The sequence below is a fragment of the Bacillus sp. FSL R5-0593 genome (genome assembly GCF_038603755.1).
GTDB lineage: Bacteria > Bacillota > Bacilli > Bacillales > Bacillaceae > Bacillus > Bacillus velezensis.
On sequence record NZ_CP152011.1, the window covers coordinates 2,935,317 to 2,953,412 of the forward strand.

Here is an 18,096-nt window from a genome sequence, read left to right on the forward strand (position 1 = left end):
AGTAATCTAGTTCTCTTACACAAACGCAAAAATCGCTTTTAAACCTACGTATGAAAGCGCTAAAAATATAATCAGCGTCACGTAAGTCGAAATTCTTTGAGAACGCGGCGTGACCGTGATCCCCCATGTGACCGCAAAAGACCATAAGCCGTTTGAAAAGTGGAAAATGACCGATAAAACGCCTACAATGTAAAAACCGAGCATAAACGGCGAGCTCAAAATATTCGCCATCATATCGAAGTTGACTTCAGCGCCCATCTGCGCGGCAATCCGCGTCTGCCACACATGCCAGCTGACGAAAATAAGGGTGAGAATACCAGTGACACGCTGAAGCACAAACATCCAGTTTCTGAAATAACTGTAGTGGCCAGCGTTGTTTTTCGCAGTAAATGCTATGTACACACCGTAAACCGCATGATAAATTAAAGGTAAGAAAATAATAAAAATTTCTAACGCATACCTGAACGGCAGACTGTCCATAAAGCCGGCCGCCTTGTTAAACGCATCCGCTCCCCTTGCGGCAAATTGGTTGACGACTAAATGCTGGATCAAAAAGATGCCGACCGGAATAACACCGAGCAAGGAATGCAATCTTCGAAAATAAAACTCTCTGTTCCCAGACATTACTTTACCCCCTGTTTGATTTAAGTGCGAAATGTACTAAAATCTCTGCCCCCACTTCGTTTCAATTGTAAGCACTTTATTAAAATTTATTGACAATTTCATTTTACTCCTCCCTCAAAAGGGCGTCAAGAAAACGTGTACATAAATTATAATTTTCGGAATTGATTATCTGGAGGGAAAATTTTATTTTCCTGCGATATCTTTCTCACATTTTTTCGCGTGTTTTATAGGATCATCCTGTAATCCTCCCCCCTGTTTAAGCTATAATAAACGAAGGAGAGAGGGGAATACATAATATGAAGAATAATTATGAAGCAGCTTTAGAACCTTTAACTGAACTCGACGTCAGCGCATACGGCTACGAATTAATCCGGGAAATCGTGCTTCCGGATATCCTCGGCCCGGAGCATTCATCGATGATGTATTGGGCGGGAAAACGCCTCGCCCGCAAATTTCCTCTTCAATCGTGGGAAGAAATCCCCGCCTTTTTTGAAAAAGCCGGCTGGGGAACTTTGACAAACGCAGGATCAAAAAAACAAGAACTGGAATTTGAACTGGAAGGACCGCTCGTATCCAGCAGGCTCAAACATCAGAAAGAGCCTTGTTTTCAGCTTGAAGCCGGTTTTATAGCCGAACAGATTCAATTGATGAACGATCAGATTGCAGAATCTTATGAACAGGTAAAAAAGAGAGCGGATAAAGTCGTCCTGACTGTAAAATGGGATATGAAGGACCCTGTATAATTGAAAAAAGGCGGTGACTCCAAGTCCCGCCTTTTTGCCTGCCCGTTTACACGGCAGACGGCTGTTTAGAAAGCTCAAACGCATCATGAAGCGCTTCGACCGCTTTCACCATATCATTTTCGCTGACAACCGCTGATACTTTTATTTCAGATGTGCTCACCATTTTGACTTGTACATTTTTTTCCGCCAGTACGGCAAACATGTCCGCGGCGACGCCGGGATTTGAAACCATGCCCGACCCGACAATAGAGACTTTCGCCAGTTTTCTTTCGGTTTCAATTTTTTCATAGTCAAGCGCGTTTTTATATTCTTCAAGCACGGCGACCGTTTGCGCGGCATCTTCCGTTTTCACTGAGAAAGAAATATCCGCTTCCCCATCGTCCGACTGTGTCTGAATAATAATGTCAACGTTGATGTTTCGTTTTGCCAGCGCGGTGAAGATTGTTGAAAGTGTTGTCAATCCGCTTGCAAGGCCTGTAACGGACACCCTCGTGATCTGGTCTTCAAATGCAATTCCTCTGACGATTAAATTCTGCTCCATTGATGATTCCTCCTCAATTAATGTTCCCGCTTCATGTTCCGTACTAGACCGCACTTCTAAAGGCACTTGGTAGTTTTTCGCGAACTCAACCGCCCGCGGGTGAAGAACACCCGCTCCCAGATTTGCAAGCTCCAGCATTTCATCATAAGAAATTCCCGCCAGTTTTCTCGCTGACCGGACATACCGCGGATCTGTCGTAAATACGCCCGGAACATCTGTATAAATGTCGCATTTATCCGCTTCCAGCGCTGCGGCAAGAGCGACCGCCGTCGTATCGGAACCGCCCCGTCCGAGCGTCGTGATGCCTCCGTCTTCCGTTACGCCCTGAAAACCGGCAACGACTGTAATCCTGCCTTCTGCAAGCTGCGAACGAATCGCCGTGATATCAATATCCGTAATTCTCGCATTGCCGTGAACGGCTTCCGTGCGGACACCCGCCTGCCAGCCCGTATAAGAGACGGCGTCATATCCTTTTTCCTGAAGCGCCATGGCCAAAAGCGAAATCGTGACCTGCTCTCCCGTAGACAAAAGCATATCCATCTCGCGTCTGCTTGGTTCAGATGTGATTTCACCCGCGAGGTTAACGAGCGCGTCGGTTGATTTTCCCATTGCCGAAACGACGACTACGACGTCATGGCCTTTTTGCTTTTCAGCAATGGCGCGATTTGCGGCATTTTGAATTTTTTCGGCAGAGCCGACGGAAGTGCCTCCGAATTTTTGTACGATAAGACCCATACTAGACCACCCTTTACATTTTGGTTCGTGCGGGTGAGGAGAAAAGAGCGTTTTGTCCACAATAAAAAAAGCAATGAGAGGAATAGCTCTCATTGCTTTTTCATATCATTACGATTGATTATGAACAACGAGATAGCCCTCCAAGAAAATGAATTCTTGACAGCCTTACATTTATTTAATGCAAGGCCAGCGAATCACACCGATGGGATGTGATACACTTCGGCGACGCTCCCCTTTCAGCCTTTTTCGCAGAATCCATCATTCTCCAAAGGCTTACTATTGAAGTTCGCACCTCTATCTTCACCATATAACACGATCTTATGAAATTAGTTCACATTCTAGCAGATTTTTCAGAAAAGCACAATACTATTTTTTTAATTTTTCAAACAGCAGCTGGGCCGCCGCGGCCGGCACACCCGCTTTTTTGATATCGTCAAGGCTTGCTTCCTTCATCTTTTTGACAGATCCGAAATGTTTTAAGAGCATTTTTTTGCGTTTTTCGCCGATTCCGGGGATATCATCCAGAACGGATTGAAAGGCGCTTTTTCCCCGGATCTGTCTGTGAAAGCTGATCGCAAAACGGTGAACTTCGTCCTGAATGCGCTGAAGCAGGTAAAACTCTTGGCTGTTTCGCTCCAGAAACACCGGTTCAAGCGGGTCGCCGATCAAAAGGTTGGATGTCCGGTGTTTATCATCTTTCGCCAATCCCGCTACCGGGACATCAAGGCCGAGCTCATTCTCGAGCACGTCGCGCGCCGCGTTAATCTGCCCTTTTCCGCCGTCAATGATGATTAAATCCGGCAGCGGAAGATTTTCGCGAAGCACCCTCGTGTACCTTCTTCTGACGACTTCCCTCATTGAGCCGTAATCATCCGGCCCTGTTACGGTTTTAATTTTATATTTGCGGTATTCCTTTTTATTCGGTTTTCCGTCAATAAAGACAATCATGGCCGATACGGGGTTTGTGCCTTGAATATTGGAGTTGTCAAACGCTTCAATCCGATGCGGCGTATAAATATTCAGCGCTTCGCCGAGCCGTTCGGCTGCACCGATTGACCGTTCCTCATCCCGCTCGATTAACGAGAATTTTTCCCGCAGGGCGATTTTCGCATTTTTGTGCGCAAGCAAAAGCAGCTCTTTTTTCGGGCCTTTTTTCGGCTGATGGACGGCGGTTTCCAACAGCTCGGTGATCATGTCCCTGTCAACGCTGTCAGGCACCAGAATTTCCTTAGGCAGAAAGTGATTGTTTTTAGAGTAGAACTGGCCGATGAAGGTCAGAAATTCTTCATCCGCTTCCTGATACATCGGAAACATGCTGACGTCACGTTCGATCAGTTTTCCTTGGCGTATGAAAAAGACTTGGACGCACATCCAGCCTTTATCGTAGGCATATGCAAACACATCGCGGTCCAGAAGGTCATTCATGGTCATTTTTTGCTTCTCCATCGTCGATTCGATGTGAGCAAGCTGGTCGCGGAATTCTTTAGCCCGTTCAAATTCAAGCTTTTCCGCCGCTTCTGCCATTTTCGCTTCGAGCTCTTTTTTGATTTCGTTATGCCCTCCCTTTAAAAAACGGGTAATGTCTTCAACAATCTCACGGTTTGTCTCCTCAGATATATCCTTTACACATGGGGCAAGGCATTGTCCGAGATGATAATAGAGACAGACGCGGTCCGGAAGCTTTGAGCATTTCCTGAGCGGGTAAAGGCGGTCCAGCAGTTTTTTCGTTTCCCGCGCCGCCTGCACATTCGGATACGGGCCGAAATAGCGTCCTTTGTCTTTTTTGACATTCCGGGTGACAATCAGCCGCGGATGGCGTTCATGGGTGATTTTAATAAAGGGATAGGTTTTATCATCTTTCAGCATGACATTGTATTTCGGATCGTATTTTTTAATCAGATTCATTTCCAAAATAAGCGCTTCAAGATTGGAGGAAGTCACGATATATTCAAAGTCCTCAATCTCCGTCACAAGCCGTTGGGTTTTTGCGTCGTGAGAACCGGTGAAATAAGATCGCACCCTGTTTTTCAAGACTTTCGCTTTCCCCACGTAGATGACTGTTTTTTGACGGTCTTTCATTAAATAACAGCCCGGCTGATCGGGAAGGAGGGCCAGTTTTTCTTTCAGTTGTTTATTCATACGTTACCCTTCCTTACATTCATTTCTCGTGTCCATTCAGTGTATCACGAACATTTGTTTTTCTCCATTCTCAGCTTTTGGAAGATCAAAAAAGGCGATTCCCTTCAAAGGAATCGCCCTGCCGTAACGAAAGCTTTCGGCTTACAGATGTTTGTTTACAAGCTCTTCAAGAGCTTCTTTCGGTTTGAAACCGACAGATGTTTCAACGACTTCTCCGTCTTTCAATACGAGAAGTGTCGGGATGCTCATGACGCCGTATTTACCGGCAGTTTCTTGGTTTTCATCCACGTCGATTTTAACGATTTTCAGTTTGTCTCCCATTTCTTGATCAAGCTCTTCAAGAACGGGCGCGATCATTTTACAAGGTCCGCACCAAGGAGCCCAGAAATCAGCCAATACGACACCTTCACTTGTTTCAGCTGAGAACGATTGATCAGTTGCTTTTACGATAGCCATTTTGTTATTCCTCCAATTGTCAAATGATGATTTTTAGTATAGCATCTCCCATTCGTTCATGCTAATTTAATGCTTATATTATTTTCTCCCGAACCCGCCGGAAATAATCTTATTTATACAGTGTATTATAACCGGGCGGCAGGCGTTCAAAACTTAAGATGGATTCGCAGGCAGCGTGATTAATACAACCGCCATCGGAGGAAGCTCCGCCTCAAGTTTTCCGCCCTTTTGAGCAAACCCGGAAAACGGCTTCGGTTTGACGTTTTCCGGACTCCTGAATGTATTGTGGGCATTCATTTTTTCCGCGTGAAGAATCGTTCCCGAAGGCTTCCCTGTCTTTTTCATGCCCCGCAGTTCAATCTTCACATCAGCTTTGTGCAGATGATCGATATTGCAAAGGCTGATATGTATGTCTCCGTTTTGCTGTTTGGACGCTGAAATGCTGACTTGCGGGAGCCGGCCGTCATTCCATTCGTACCCGGCTGCTTTTGTTTCTGTCGCCAAAAGAGAAGCGTCCTGATGCACCTTAAACATATCAAACACATGATACGTCGGCGTCAGCAGCATGTCTTTCCCTTCTGTCAGGATCATTGCCTGAAGCACGTTGACGGTTTGCGCGATATTGGCCATCTGTACGCGGTCTGCGTGCTGATGAAAAATGTGAAAATGCGTGGCTGCCACAAGGGCGTCGCGGATCGTATTCTGCTGATACAGAAAGCCCGGATTCGTGCCCGGCTCAGGATCAAGCCACGTGCCCCATTCATCAATGATCAGCCCGACTCTTTTTTCGGGATCGTACTGATCCATGATGGCGCTGTGCCTTGTGATCAATTCATCCATATGCGCCGCTTTTTTCATCGTGATGAACCATTCATCTTCCGTAAACTCCGTCGCTGATCCTTTCCCCTTCCAGAAATCGCCCGGTATTGTGTAATAATGAAGGCTCAGCCCGTCCATGAGATCAGCGGCTTTTTTCATTAAAGTTTCAGTCCAGCGGTAATCATCGACATTCGCGCCGCCGGCAATTTTATAGATTTCATTACCGCTGTAATTGCGGACATAGGTTTGAAAGTTTCTGTAAAGGTCGGCATAATACTCAGGATGCATGTTTCCGCCGCAGCCCCAGTTCTCATTTCCTATTCCGAAATATGTCAGCTTCCACGGTTTTTCCCGCCCGTTTTCTTTTCTCCAGTCGGACATCGGCGTGCCCGCTTCAAACGTCATGTATTCAATCCAATCAGCCATTTCTTTAACCGTTCCGCTGCCGACGTTTCCGGCGATGTACGGTTCGCAGCCGAGCAGTTCACAAAGCATCATAAACTCGTGCGTGCCGAATTCATTGGAATCAATCGTCCCGCCCCAATGGGTATTCAGCATGGTTTTGCGTTTCCCTACGCCGTTTGCCCAATGGTATTCATCTGCAAAGCAGCCGCCCGGCCATCTGAGGACGGGAATCTGAAGCTGTTTGAGGGCGGCGGCGACATCCGTCCTGACCCCGCCGGTATTCGGAATATCGGAATCTTTTCCGACCCAGATGCCCTCATATATGCCTCTTCCCAGGTGTTCCGCGAAATGTCCGTATATGTTTTTATTAATGGTTCCCCGTGTGATATCAGTTTGAATGACTGCCGTATTGTGAGACAAACTTGATCATTCCTTTCCTTTAATAAGAATGAAAGCACTACAGCCGATCTATGTATCTGGGATGTATGCTGAATGGATAAGTTTGTAAGCGCTTTACAAAAGCTTATTATATTGGTTCGTACATGTCAATCTCTTATTTTATCAACCTTTAATTTGTACGAACCAATTAACACAAATTAAAACCCTCTGACAAATAAGCCAGAGGGTTTATGATTATGAATGAATATTGGCATTTTTAAATTCTTGGGTCAGAAGCGGAACCACTTCGAACAAATCGCCGACAATTCCGTAGTCCGCTATTTTAAATATTTCCGCTTCCGGGTCTTTGTTAATGGCAACAATGACCTTACTATTTGACATGCCCGCCAAGTGCTGAATCGCTCCGGAAATGCCGCAGGCGATATACAAATCCGGCGTAACGACTTTTCCCGTCTGGCCGATTTGAAGGGAATAATCGCAATAGTCCGCGTCACACGCGCCGCGTGAAGCGCCCACCGCTGCTCCGAGCACCTCGGCAAGTTCTTTTAACGGTTCAAATCCATCTTTGCTTTTTACACCGCGGCCGCCTGCTACGATAATTTTCGCTTCTGATAAATCCACGCCGTCCGCCGTTTTTTTGACTACTTCTTCAATGACCGTCCGCAAATCTGCCGGAGGCGCCGCAAGCTCTTCGATATCACCCGTCCGGCTCGCGTCTTTTTCTAATGCCTGAATATTATTCGGACGAATCGTCGCCAAAATGAACGGATCGGTTGAAATTACCTGTTCAAAGGCTTTGCCGGAATAGATCGGTCTTGTAAAAACGATGTTGTCTCCGGTAACGCTTACATCCGTGCTGTCTGAAATCAGCCCCGTTTCAAACCGGGCCGCAAGCTTAGGTGACAAATCTTTTCCCATAGAAGTGTGGCCGAAAATAACCGCATCAGGCTTTTCATTTTCGATCAGATCCCCGAGAACCGCGGCATATCCGTCCGCCGTATACTGAGAAAGCCCCGGCGAATCGGCCGTAAATACTTTGTCGGCGCCGTACTGAATGAGTTCTGGTGCTGCATCAGCTGCGCCTTTTCCCATCAGCACGCCGATGACATTTCCTCCGCCGGAAATGGTTTTGCCTGCGGCTATGGCTTCAAAGGTGACGTTCCGTAAGGCGCCGTCACGAATTTCTCCGAGTACGATCACTTTTTTTCCCATTCTGACATCCCCCAGTTTCTTTAATATCGGTTTATACGACTTTGGCTTCTTTTCTCAGCAGTGACACAAGCTCTTTCGCCTGCTCAGCGGCTTCTCCTTCGATCAGTCTGCCCGCTTCTTTTTGCGGCGGCAGAAAACGTTCGATCGTTTTGAGCTTCGGTGCGGCATCTTCTTCATCAATGTCGAGGTCATCGAGCTCAAGTTCTTCCAGCGGTTTTTTCTTCGCCTTCATAATGCCCGGAAGCGACGGATAGCGCGGCTCGTTTAAGCCTTGCTGTGCCGTGATGACTAAAGGAAGTGAGGTTTTAATGATTTCGGTATCCCCTTCATTGTCTTTCTCTGCCACAGCTTCATCGCCGCTGATTGTCAGTTTTGTGATCGTTGTGACGCAAGGAATGTTCAGCAGTTCGGCAAGCCTTGGAGCCACTTGGCCTGAACCGCCGTCAATCGCGACATTTCCGCCGAGAATCAGATCATATTCCCGGTCCTTGAAATAATGATATAAGATAGTTGAAATGGAGTATTGGTCAGGATCGCTCAGATCATCTTCAATATTGATTAACACCGCCTGGTCACAGCCCATCGCAAGGGCGGTTCTCAGTTCTTTCTCCGCATCTTCTCCGCCGACGGTTACGGCGGTAACGGTTCCGCCGTGCTCTTCCTTCAGCTGAATGGCTTCTTCAATGGCGTATTCATCATATGGATTAATGATAAATTCGGCCCCGTCCTCCTGAATCTTTCCTGCTTCAATGACGATTTTCTCTTCTGTGTCAAACGTCCGTTTCATCAGTACAAATAGATTCATAATCTTATCCCCTTTATCTTCGCCCACCGAATTGAGGCTTTCTTTTTTCGAGAAATGCCTGAATGCCTTCTTTTGCGTCATCTGATGAAAATGCTTCCCCAAAACGCTTTGCTTCAAGCTTTAAGCCGCCGTCATAAGAATAGATCTTGTTTGAATAAAGGAGCTCAAGCAGATAAGCCATCGACTGCGGGCTTTTTTCCGCAAACTTGCCCGCGAGCGTTTTCGCCTTTTTCAGCAGCTCTTCCTCATGTTCGGCGCCTATCGTGACAAGCCCGAGGCTGAGCGCTTCTTCTCCGGTCACAGGTTCTGAAGTGCCGATCATTTCAAGCGCTTTCGCCGTACCGACGTACCGGGGAAGCCGCTGCGTCCCGGCAAAGCCCGGAATAATGCCGAGATTCAGCTCGGGCAGGCCGAGCTTTGCATCTAATGTAGCGATTCTGATATGGCAGGCCATGGCTAGCTCAAGACCGCCTCCGAGCGCAGCACCGTGAATCGCTGCGATCACGGGCTTCGGAAACCCTTCAATTCTTTCCATCAGCTGCTGGCCTTTATCCGCCATGGCAGAAGATTGCTCAAGATTTTCAAGCGACGTAAATTCCTTTATATCGGCGCCCGCCGAGAAAAATTTCCCCTCACCGCGAATGATGATGCTTCTGACGCTGTCATCTGTTTCACACCGGTCGAACAGACCGGATAACTCATCTAAAACCGCACCGGACAGCGCGTTGGCCGGCTGATGATTAATGGTGATCACCGCAACAGATTGTTCTACCGCCATCGAAAGGCTGTTCATCCGTCAACCCCCTTTAGTTTTGATGAATTCCTGACACCAACAGCTCCAATACCTTGTCTGACAAATCCGGAAGATCATATTTCTGATCGTTCATCACCCATGTTGTCACTGTCTCATCTATCGTCCCGAATATCATCTGCCGGGCGAGGCGGACGTCGAGATTGTCTTTCCATTCCCCCGACTTGATTCCTTCGGTCAAAATGGTGTCCAGCATGTTTAAATAACCTTTTAAAATATCATTGATTTTCAGGCGCAGCTTGATATTTGACTGTCTGAGCTCAAGCTGGGTCACAATCGCGAGGTGGCGGTCATTGCCGAGCAGTGTGAAATGCTGCTTAATAACGAGGGCGAGTTTTTCTTTTGCCGTCGTTTTTTCTTTCACTTCTTCTTCCATGCGTTCAATGAACTGGCCCATCTTTTCTTTAAAAAGAGAAATGAGTATATCCTCTTTGTTTTTGAAATATAAATAGATGGTGCCGTCCGCAACGCCGGCCTGCTTGGCGATTTTGGACACCTGTGATTGGTGATAGCCGTTTTCCGCTATGACTTCTACTGCTGCATCAATAATCTGCATATACTTTGGCCGTTTTTGGTTCAATGTCATCGTTCCTTCCTTCGATAAATGAATGACTATTCATTCATAACTTCATGATAAAAAGGAATCCGGATTTTGTCAAGTTTTTCTTTTAAGGCACCTTGTTTTCACGGGAAGCATCTTCCTCTTCGACTAAACGCCTTCTTAATATTTTTCCGACGGCCGTTTTCGGAAGCTCTTTTCTGAATTCGTAAAGCTTCGGGACTTTGTACGGCGCAAGCCGCTCTCTTGCAAACGCATCAAGCTCATCGGCATCTGCCTCGGCGCCTTTTTTCAAAACGATAAATGCTTTCACCGTTTCCCCTCTGTAGGAGTCAGGGACGCCCGCTACGACAATTTCCTGAACGGCTTCATGCTCATAAAGCGCCTCCTCCACCTCCCGGGGGTAAATGTTGTATCCGCCGGCAATGATGATGTCTTTTTTCCTGTCGGCGATGTAGAAAAATCCTTCCTCATCCATATATCCCATATCTCCGGTAAACAGCCAGCCGTCTCTGATGACACGCGCCGTCTCCTCCTGCTTATTCCAGTATCCTTTCATGACCTGAGGGCCTTTTACGATCAGCTCGCCGTGTTCATACGGCCCCGCAAGCCCGCCTTTTTCTTCTGAATAGATTCCGGCGTCGGTATTGGGCCAGGGACAGCCGATGCTGCCGGGTTTATTTTTTCCCCAAATGAAGTTTGAATGGGTAACCGGTGATGCTTCGGATAATCCGTAGCCTTCCACAAGCTTTCCTCCGGTCACTTTTTCAAATTTCTGTTTGACCTCAACCGGCAGCGCCGCTGAACCGCTCGGACAGCTTTCAATGGAGGACAAATCATACTTATTCAGCTCCGGGTGATGCAACAGCCCGATGTAAATCGTCGGCGCCCCGGGAAAAACCGTCGGCTTCAGCCTGTCGATTGTTTTCAGGGTATCCAAAGGATTAAATTTAGGAAGAAGGATCATTTCACATCCCTGCATAATGGAAAAATTGAGCACGGCGGTCAATCCGTACACATGAAAAAAAGGCACGATGCCGAGCACCTTTTCGGCTCCCTTTTTCATTTTGTACATCCAGGCGGCGCACATTTCTGTATTGGCCTGAATGTTCCGGTGTGTGAGCATGACGCCTTTCGGATAGCCGGTTGTTCCGCCCGTGTATTGAAGCACGGCGATGTCATGCGCAGGGTCAATATCAAATGGCTCTGCCTCCTCCGCTCTTTCGTTTTTAAAAATATCCGCTAATTTGTGAATTTGTTCGCATCCGTCATAATCAATATGAACCTGCTGTTTTTGCGTGAGCGTATACAGCATATTTTTCGGAAACGGTAAAAAGTCTTTTATACTCGTTGTAATAATGCGCTCGACGAGTGATAACGTTTTCATTTTTATCACCTTCGGAAACAGCATATCAAGGGTGATGATCACGCGCGGCGCACTGTCTTTCAGCTGATACTCAAGCTCGTGTTCCGTGTAGAGAGGATTGGTCTGAACGACAATGCCGCCGGCAAACAATACACCGTAAAAAGCGATGACCGCCTGCGGACAATTGGGCAGCATAATGGCGGCTCTGTCACCCTTTTTCAGGCCTGTTTTGCGTAAAAAAGCGGCTAGCTTTAACGAATCTGTGAGAACGTCCTGGAATGTGAGTTTTTTTCCGAGAAAATAAATGGCGGTATGGTTCGGGAATTGAGCTGCGGAGTTTGTCAGATTGGATGGCAGGGTTTGATCGGTAAATTCAAGCTCATGCGGAATCTCTTCGGGATATTGAGAAAGCCATGGCTTTTCAGACTGCATAATACCTCTCCCTTCTGTTTTCCTATACGTTATTATTATAGCAGAAGGGTGATTGGAATTGGAAAGCGTTTCATGTGAAATTTCGAGTTTGCTTGCTGGAAACGCTGCATTTTGAAGAGGGAGTTCCTATCCTGCGCCAGCTGCCGAAGCCGTTTACGTCGGCCGCCTTTTTGCTTCATCCCTTTGTCCGGAAGCCTGATGGGTGGGAAGAGCAAAAGCGCACACGGCCTTATGAACATATTTATCCGAGTGATGAGGAGATCATCGCGATGGGCAGACCCGTTTCCTGGCAATCCGTCACGACCGTTTGCGGATTGCGCTCTGAAAAAGAGACGGCGCTTGCGCTTATGACTGCTGCCACGGCACTTCGGGATGAATATGAACATCCTGAATCCGCCAGGCTGTTTAATCGGCTTCATCCCGATCTGTACTTGCCAAGCGACGATGTCACTTCACCATTTTTAATTCCGGGACTTTTGGATGTGTTCCGTTCAAAAGGCATAAAGCGCTGCACTTATTATGAGCCGGTCGAAGAGAAAGGCATATTTAAACGGCGGCTTCGGATGTATGCGGACTGCTGCGGGCTGACATGATCATTGCCGACGAAAAACGGCGCGCCGCTTTTATGAGCCTATATGATTCTTTTACGACACTTTTTCTTATGGAAGATCAAGACATGCCGTCTGTCATCCGCGCCATGAGTTGGGAAGCCGTCATTTGCTCTGATACGGCCTGCATAAACTGGTATTCTCAATAAAAAAGGCCGCCGATTTTAGTTCGGCAGCCTTTTTTCAGTATTAAGATGTCATGACCAGATAAATAAGTCCGATGAACAGAAAAATTCCCGCTGCCGACAGCAGCACTTTCGCAAGCTTCTCCATTTTTCCCCGTCCCCTTAAATCCCGGCGGCCACCACAAATGACAGGCCGACTGAGATGACAAATGAAATAAAGCCGACAGCTCTGTTATCTTTTTCAATTTCTTTATCAATTTTAAACCGGGGCGTCAGAAATTCAAAGATAAAATAGCTGATTAAAAGCATAATAAATCCGTATACGCCCCAGCCGATCATTTGCAAAAGCGAATTATGCTGGGCGATGCTGTGCTGAAAGACATTTGCGATACCGAGAATTTTCCCTCCGGTCGCCATTGCCACCGCAAGATTGCCTTTTTGGATTTCCACCCAGTTTTTATAGGATGTCACCAATTCAAACACGGTCAGAAAAATGACGAGACACAAGACGGCTACACTGTAATAAGCCGCGATTTCAACAAGCTCATTTTCCCAAAAAGCATTCATGACGTTTACTCCCTTTTTATTTTAGTTCGACAATCGTTACGCCTGATCCTCCTTCTCCCGCTTCCCCGAACCGCGAGCTTTTCACGCTGCGGTGGTTTTTCAGAAGATCCTGCACCCCTTTTCGGAGGGCGCCCGTGCCTTTTCCGTGAATGATGGACACTCTCGGATGGCCGGCAAGCACCGCGTCATCTAAATATTTTTCGACGCGGCTGAGGGCGTTTTCGTAACGCTCTCCCCTGAGGTCAAGTTCAAGGGATACGTGATAATCCTTCCCTTTTACGGCGGTGATTGCTTTTTCTTTTTTCGGTTCAGGAGCCGATTTGAGAAACTCAAGATCTTTTTCCTTCACCTTCATTTTAAGGATGCCGATTTGGACGTTCCATTCTTTCTCGCCGGTTTTCTCAAGCAGCGCCCCTTTTTGTCCGAATGTGAGCACCTTTACTTCGTCGCCCGGCTTGAGCTCGCGTTTTTTCTCTGTTTTTCTTTCCGGCTGCTTTGATTTTTCAAAAGCCGGCATCGCGTCTCCGAGACGTTTTTTGGCGTCAATCAGCTCGTGTTCCTTAAAGGATCTGTGTTCTTGCTTGATGGACCGGAGTTCGCGGATGATCTGTTCGGCTTCTTTTGCGGCGGCTTCCAGTTTTTCCGCAGCTTTCTGCTCGGCTTCTTCCATCATTTTATCTTTTTGGGCGTTCAGCTCAATGATTTGCTGCTGAAGCTCTTTGTGCAGTTTTTCTGCTTCTTTTCTGATTGATTCGGTTTCAGAAAGCTCTTCATCCGCTCTTTTTTTGCTTTTTTCAAGGGATGCGATCATCAGATCGACTTCGTTATGTTCGGCGGTCATTTCTGACTTCGCCTGGCCGATGATATGCTCCGGAAGCCCAAGGCGTCTTGAGATTTCAAATGCGTTGCTTCGGCCCGGCACTCCGATCAGAAGCTTATAGGTAGGCGAAAGCGTTTCAATGTCAAATTCAACGCTGGCATTCATGACGCCTTGTCTGTTATATCCGTATGCTTTCAGTTCCGGATAATGGGTTGTCGCAAGCACTCTGGCGTTTGTCCGGTGAACTTCGTCAAGGATGCTCATGGCAAGCGCCGCTCCTTCCTGCGGATCTGTTCCGGCACCGAGTTCATCAAACAGCACAAGACTGTTTTCAGACACGTCTTTTAAAATATTGACGATATTGACCATGTGGGATGAGAACGTACTCAGACTTTGTTCGATCGACTGTTCATCGCCGATATCGGCAAACACATTGTCAAATACTGCTGCTTCCGATCCCTCATCAGCCGGTATGTGCAATCCTGCCTGCGCCATTATCGTCAGCAGCCCGAGTGTTTTTAACGTAACGGTTTTACCGCCCGTATTCGGTCCCGTGATGACGATCGTTGAATAATCTCCGCCCAGTTCAATATCGTTGGCCACGACTTGATCTTGGGGCAGCAGCGGATGGCGCGCTTTTTTCAGCCGGATAAAACCGTCTCCGTTCATGAGTGGTTTTGTCGCCTTCATCGCTTTTGCGTATCTCGCTTTGGCGAAAATGAAATCCAGTGTCTGCAGCACTTCCACATTTTGAGCGATTTCTTGTGTGTGTTCAGCCGTATGCTCCGTCAGCATCCGGAGAATCCGTTCGATTTCCTGTTTTTCTTTTACTTTCGCCTGCTGAAGCGAGTTGTTCATATCTACGATCGCCTGCGGTTCAATAAACAGTGTCGCACCGGATGAAGATGTATCGTGGACAATTCCGCCGTAGCTTGATCTGTATTCCTGTTTAACCGGGATGACAAAGCGGTCATTCCGAATCGTAACGATGGTGTCAGACAGCATTTTAGAAGCGGAAGATGAACGCAGCATCGATTCAAGCCGGTCTCTGACTCTTGATTCAAGTGTCCTGAGCTGCGTGCGGATTCCCCTTAAAGCGGGGGATGCATGATCAAGCACTTCACCATGGTCATCAATGCAGGAGTTAATCTCCCTTTCCAAATCGCCCAATGTAATCAGTTCTTCTGCATGGGCCTGTATCAGCGGAATACCGACGCCGTCTTCTGTCATTTGGCTGATAAAATGCTTCATTTGTTTAACGGCATACAGCAGCCCGGACAATTCGGTGAATTCCGCCGGCGTCAGCACACTGCCGATTTCCGCCCGCCGTAAAGCGGATCTTATGTCGGTCAGGCCGCCGAACGGAGCATGGCCTCTCAAGCGCATGACCGCGGATGCTTCTTCGACTTCATCCAGCTGTTTTTGGATGTCTGAGAGATCCGTCAAAGGTTTCAGCTGCAGAAGCTTCTCCCGGCCGAGCGATGAGGCGGCATGTGCGGTAATCTGTTCTTTTACTTTATGAAATTCAAGTGATGATAACACTTTTTGCTGCACGGTTTTGTGATCCTCCTTACTTAATCATTGCGCGTCAGAAATGCTTTGACCTCGTGTAGCGGCCGGGCGTTTAACACATGTTTTGTCTCCGTCCACCCTTTGCGCGCAGCGGTCACGCCCGTTTTCATATCATCGAGCATCTCGATATTATGGGCATCGGTATTAATGACCAAAGTCACACCTTTTTCATTTGCTTTGATCAGATGCTCAGTCCGTAAATCGAGGCGCGCGGGGTTTGCATTCAGTTCAAGCGCCGTATTTGTTTTGGCGGCGAGTTCAATCAGCATGTCGATGTCGACTTCATAGCCGGCCCGTCTGCCGATCAGGCGTCCCGTCGGGTGGGCGATAATGTCCACGTGCTTATTCGTCAGCGCCTGTTCAAGCCGTTTCATAATGACATGCTCCGGCTGGCTGAAGCTTGAATGAATAGATGCGATGACAAGATCCATTTCAGACAGAACACTGTCATCATAATCAAGCGAACCGTCGGGGAGAATGTCCATCTCTACGCCTTTAAAAATATGAAAATTTTCAAATTCAGCATTTAACGCGTCAATTTCTTCCGCCTGTTTTTTGAGCCGTTCGGCCGTTAACCCGTTGGCTACCTTTAAATATTGAGAATGGTCGGTGATCGCCATGTACTGATAGCCTTTTGCCATACACGCTTCTGCCATTTCTCTGATGGAAAAAGCGCCGTCACTCCAGGCTGAGTGCATGTGGAGATCGCCTTTTATCGCTTTATGCTCCACAAGATCCGTTTCTTCCCGGTACGTGTCGACCTCCTGCCCGCTTTCTCTGAGCTCAGGAGGAATAAACGGCAGACCGAAGTGGGCGTAAAACGCTTCTTCGCTCGGGAATGTTTTGACGTCTCCCGTTTCTATGGTTTCTACTCCGTATTCACTGATCCGTTCGCCGCGCTCTTTCGCCAGCTGGCGCATTTTAATGTTGTGATCTTTAGAACCGGTAAAATGATGAAGTGTGGTGGCAAACTGTTCCTCTGTCACAAGCCGGAAATCCACACTCGTCTCATATTCAAAGGTCAGGATGACTGATACTTTTGTATCCCCGCTCGCTATCACGTCTTTTACGTTCGGGAGAGAAAGAAGCTGTTCTCTGACAGCCTCCGGATGATCTGTAGCGATAATGTAATCCAGATCTTTTACAGTCTCCCGCGCTCTTCTGAGACTGCCGGCCCGGGAATATTTCTGAATATCCGTCAGCCGGGCCAAATGTTCTTCAATTACTGAAGCAATGCTGAGCGCATAGCCGATCGGAAACCGTTCCGGCTGTTTTCCGGCTTCTCCGAGAGCCTGGAGGATTTTCTCCTCCGTTTTTTTGCCGAAACCGGCGAGCCCCTGTACTTTTTGCTGCTCGCATGCTTCTTTCAGCGATTCCGCGTCATGAACGCCCAGTTCCTGATACAGCTTGGCGATTTTTTTGCCGCCGAGGCCCGGAAGCTTCAAAAGAGGAACCAAGCCTTCCGGAACTTCTTTCTGCAATTGGAGAAGCGTGCCGGACACACCTTCCTGCATATATTCACGAATGACGCCGTAGGTGCCTTTTCCGATTCCGGATAAAGACATCATGTCGTCGATTTCCGACAGGCTGCGGTCATCCTGCTCAAGCGCCGCTGCCGCTTTTCGGAAGGCTGATATTTTAAACGGGTTGTCCCCTTTCAGTTCCATATAGACCGCAATCGTTTCAAGCAGCCTGATGATATCTTTTTTATGCATACTGTTAACCCCCAGTCGTTTCCTGCTTTTCATCATACAAATTTTTCTCCTCCGGCACAACTGACGCAGAGCTTGAAAAAAACTTCTCCGGTCAAGAGAAGTTTTTTATGCCCCGTACTGGGCCCACAGTTCTTGCAGGAGCCCTGACAGATACGGCGTATGATGTGTGATGATATTTGCAAGCGTCGATTGTGCGAGCATATCCTGAAGCGCGCTTACCGGCAGTACGGATGCGACGTATAACAGGATAAACGCAAATAAATAGACTTCCAGAAACCCAAGCACCCCGCCCAGCAGTTTGTTGATCTGTTTAATGACCGGAATGCCGGCGATGATATTAAGCGCCGCTCCGATAATCCGGAGCAGAATCTTTGCGATGATAAACAAAATGACAAACGCGATCGCGTTGTAATAAGCCGTCTCTACGTTTCCTTTAATAAAAGACAGAGCCGCCTGCCCGCCGGAAAAATCAGGCGCGGGTATAAAGCTCAGATGCGGGGCCAGATTTTTGTAAAAAAGCGCCGCAAACGCAATCGAGAGGATGAAACTCGTTAAATATATAAATTGGAGGATAAATCCTCTTTTTAATCCAAGCAATGTGCCCATTAAGAGCAAAACTAAGATGATGATATCTATCATATGG

General features: G+C 47.5%; 17 protein-coding genes and 1 riboswitch. Of the genes, 3 read left to right on the forward strand and 14 right to left on the reverse strand.

Annotation, left to right across the window (positions count from 1 at the left end; all coding sequences use genetic code 11):
• Positions 1 to 15: 15 nt before the first annotated feature.
• On the reverse strand, positions 16 to 624 hold the full coding sequence (gene sdhC / locus NYE36_RS14495) for a succinate dehydrogenase cytochrome B558 (protein ID WP_003152571.1): 609 nt from the start codon (positions 622 to 624) through the stop codon (positions 16 to 18).
• A gap of 296 nt (positions 625 to 920) precedes the next feature.
• Here sdhC and NYE36_RS14500 point away from each other — a divergent pair, with 296 nt between their 5' ends.
• On the forward strand, positions 921 to 1,367 hold the full coding sequence (locus tag NYE36_RS14500) for a YslB family protein (protein WP_007612940.1): 447 nt from the start codon (positions 921 to 923) through the stop codon (positions 1,365 to 1,367).
• Between the two features lie 46 nt (positions 1,368 to 1,413).
• Here NYE36_RS14500 and NYE36_RS14505 read toward each other — a convergent pair whose 3' ends face one another.
• The 9 genes from NYE36_RS14505 to NYE36_RS14545 all read right to left on the reverse strand — a co-directional run bounded on the left by NYE36_RS14505 (position 1,414) and on the right by NYE36_RS14545 (position 12,046).
• A complete protein-coding gene (locus NYE36_RS14505; protein ID WP_015417947.1) occupies positions 1,414 to 2,643 on the reverse strand; it encodes an aspartate kinase in 1,230 nt (409 codons plus the stop codon).
• 125 nt (positions 2,644 to 2,768) lie between these two features.
• Positions 2,769 to 2,948: riboswitch (Lysine riboswitch) on the reverse strand.
• Positions 2,949 to 3,009: 61 nt separating this feature from the next.
• On the reverse strand, positions 3,010 to 4,782 hold the full coding sequence (gene uvrC / locus NYE36_RS14510) for an excinuclease ABC subunit UvrC (protein ID WP_015417948.1): 1,773 nt from the start codon (positions 4,780 to 4,782) through the stop codon (positions 3,010 to 3,012).
• Between the two features lie 141 nt (positions 4,783 to 4,923).
• Positions 4,924 to 5,238, reverse strand: a complete 315-nt coding sequence (gene trxA / locus NYE36_RS14515; protein WP_003152560.1) for a thioredoxin — start codon at positions 5,236 to 5,238, stop codon at positions 4,924 to 4,926.
• Positions 5,239 to 5,391: 153 nt separating this feature from the next.
• The gene (locus NYE36_RS14520) at positions 5,392 to 6,882 is read right to left on the reverse strand and encodes an alpha-N-arabinofuranosidase (RefSeq protein ID WP_094032201.1); all 1,491 of its coding nucleotides are present in this window, start codon (positions 6,880 to 6,882) and stop codon (positions 5,392 to 5,394) included.
• Between the two features lie 213 nt (positions 6,883 to 7,095).
• Positions 7,096 to 8,073, reverse strand: coding sequence for an electron transfer flavoprotein subunit alpha/FixB family protein (locus NYE36_RS14525; RefSeq protein ID WP_015417950.1), 978 nt, complete (start codon positions 8,071 to 8,073; stop codon positions 7,096 to 7,098).
• Between the two features lie 31 nt (positions 8,074 to 8,104).
• Positions 8,105 to 8,878 (reverse strand): electron transfer flavoprotein subunit beta/FixA family protein, encoded by a 774-nt coding sequence (locus tag NYE36_RS14530; protein WP_033574190.1) that lies wholly within the window; start codon positions 8,876 to 8,878, stop codon positions 8,105 to 8,107.
• Positions 8,879 to 8,891: 13 nt separating this feature from the next.
• On the reverse strand, positions 8,892 to 9,671 hold the full coding sequence (locus NYE36_RS14535; RefSeq protein ID WP_053573143.1) for an enoyl-CoA hydratase: 780 nt from the start codon (positions 9,669 to 9,671) through the stop codon (positions 8,892 to 8,894).
• A 13-nt stretch (positions 9,672 to 9,684) separates the two neighbouring features.
• Positions 9,685 to 10,269 carry a TetR/AcrR family transcriptional regulator gene (locus tag NYE36_RS14540; protein WP_007408119.1) on the reverse strand — a complete coding sequence of 195 codons (585 nt, stop codon included), beginning with the start codon at positions 10,267 to 10,269 and terminating at the stop codon, positions 9,685 to 9,687.
• A gap of 88 nt (positions 10,270 to 10,357) precedes the next feature.
• Entirely contained in the window at positions 10,358 to 12,046 is a 1,689-nt protein-coding gene (locus NYE36_RS14545; RefSeq protein WP_060674764.1) for an AMP-binding protein, read from the reverse strand.
• 74 nt (positions 12,047 to 12,120) lie between these two features.
• Between NYE36_RS14545 and NYE36_RS14550 the strand changes: the two genes are divergently transcribed.
• Positions 12,121 to 12,639, forward strand: a complete 519-nt coding sequence (locus NYE36_RS14550) for a DUF2711 family protein (RefSeq protein WP_250637123.1) — start codon at positions 12,121 to 12,123, stop codon at positions 12,637 to 12,639.
• Positions 12,636 to 12,803, forward strand: coding sequence for a DUF2711 family protein (locus tag NYE36_RS14555; RefSeq protein ID WP_250637124.1), 168 nt, complete (start codon positions 12,636 to 12,638; stop codon positions 12,801 to 12,803). The genes NYE36_RS14550 and NYE36_RS14555 overlap by 4 nt, the downstream gene beginning before the upstream one ends.
• A 138-nt stretch (positions 12,804 to 12,941) precedes the next feature.
• Here the strand turns inward: NYE36_RS14555 and NYE36_RS14560 are convergent, their stop codons facing one another.
• The 4 genes from NYE36_RS14560 to NYE36_RS14575 all read right to left on the reverse strand — a co-directional run bounded on the left by NYE36_RS14560 (position 12,942) and on the right by NYE36_RS14575 (position 18,092).
• A complete protein-coding gene (locus NYE36_RS14560; protein WP_003152541.1) occupies positions 12,942 to 13,346 on the reverse strand; it encodes a DUF350 domain-containing protein in 405 nt (134 codons plus the stop codon).
• 16 nt (positions 13,347 to 13,362) lie between these two features.
• The gene (locus tag NYE36_RS14565) at positions 13,363 to 15,720 is read right to left on the reverse strand and encodes an endonuclease MutS2 (protein ID WP_060674766.1); all 2,358 of its coding nucleotides are present in this window, start codon (positions 15,718 to 15,720) and stop codon (positions 13,363 to 13,365) included.
• A gap of 20 nt (positions 15,721 to 15,740) precedes the next feature.
• Entirely contained in the window at positions 15,741 to 17,453 is a 1,713-nt protein-coding gene (polX, locus tag NYE36_RS14570) for a DNA polymerase/3'-5' exonuclease PolX (protein ID WP_007408115.1), read from the reverse strand.
• A gap of 105 nt (positions 17,454 to 17,558) precedes the next feature.
• The gene (locus NYE36_RS14575; protein ID WP_003152534.1) at positions 17,559 to 18,092 is read right to left on the reverse strand and encodes a CvpA family protein; all 534 of its coding nucleotides are present in this window, start codon (positions 18,090 to 18,092) and stop codon (positions 17,559 to 17,561) included.
• Positions 18,093 to 18,096: the final 4 nt, after the last annotated feature.

Bases quoted from the DNA above. Each gene is read 5' to 3' on its own strand.
- trxA (WP_003152560.1), bottom strand. From the start codon at position 5,238: ATGGCTATCGTAAAAGCAACTGATCAATCGTTCTCAGCTGAAACAAGT.
- NYE36_RS14525 (WP_015417950.1), bottom strand. From the start codon at position 8,073: ATGGGAAAAAAAGTGATCGTACTCGGAGAAATTCGTGACGGCGCCTTA.
- NYE36_RS14535 (WP_053573143.1), bottom strand. From the start codon at position 9,671: ATGAACAGCCTTTCGATGGCGGTAGAACAATCTGTTGCGGTGATCACC.
- NYE36_RS14560 (WP_003152541.1), bottom strand. From the start codon at position 13,346: ATGAATGCTTTTTGGGAAAATGAGCTTGTTGAAATCGCGGCTTATTAC.
- NYE36_RS14505 (WP_015417947.1), bottom strand. From the start codon at position 2,643: ATGGGTCTTATCGTACAAAAATTCGGAGGCACTTCCGTCGGCTCTGCC.
- polX (WP_007408115.1), bottom strand. From the start codon at position 17,453: ATGCATAAAAAAGATATCATCAGGCTGCTTGAAACGATTGCGGTCTAT.
- NYE36_RS14575 (WP_003152534.1), bottom strand. From the start codon at position 18,092: ATGATAGATATCATCATCTTAGTTTTGCTCTTAATGGGCACATTGCTT.
- sdhC (WP_003152571.1), bottom strand. From the start codon at position 624: ATGTCTGGGAACAGAGAGTTTTATTTTCGAAGATTGCATTCCTTGCTC.
- NYE36_RS14545 (WP_060674764.1), bottom strand. From the start codon at position 12,046: ATGCAGTCTGAAAAGCCATGGCTTTCTCAATATCCCGAAGAGATTCCG.
- NYE36_RS14530 (WP_033574190.1), bottom strand. From the start codon at position 8,878: ATGAATCTATTTGTACTGATGAAACGGACGTTTGACACAGAAGAGAAA.
- NYE36_RS14500 (WP_007612940.1), top strand. From the start codon at position 921: ATGAAGAATAATTATGAAGCAGCTTTAGAACCTTTAACTGAACTCGAC.
- NYE36_RS14555 (WP_250637124.1), top strand. From the start codon at position 12,636: ATGATCATTGCCGACGAAAAACGGCGCGCCGCTTTTATGAGCCTATAT.
- uvrC (WP_015417948.1), bottom strand. From the start codon at position 4,782: ATGAATAAACAACTGAAAGAAAAACTGGCCCTCCTTCCCGATCAGCCG.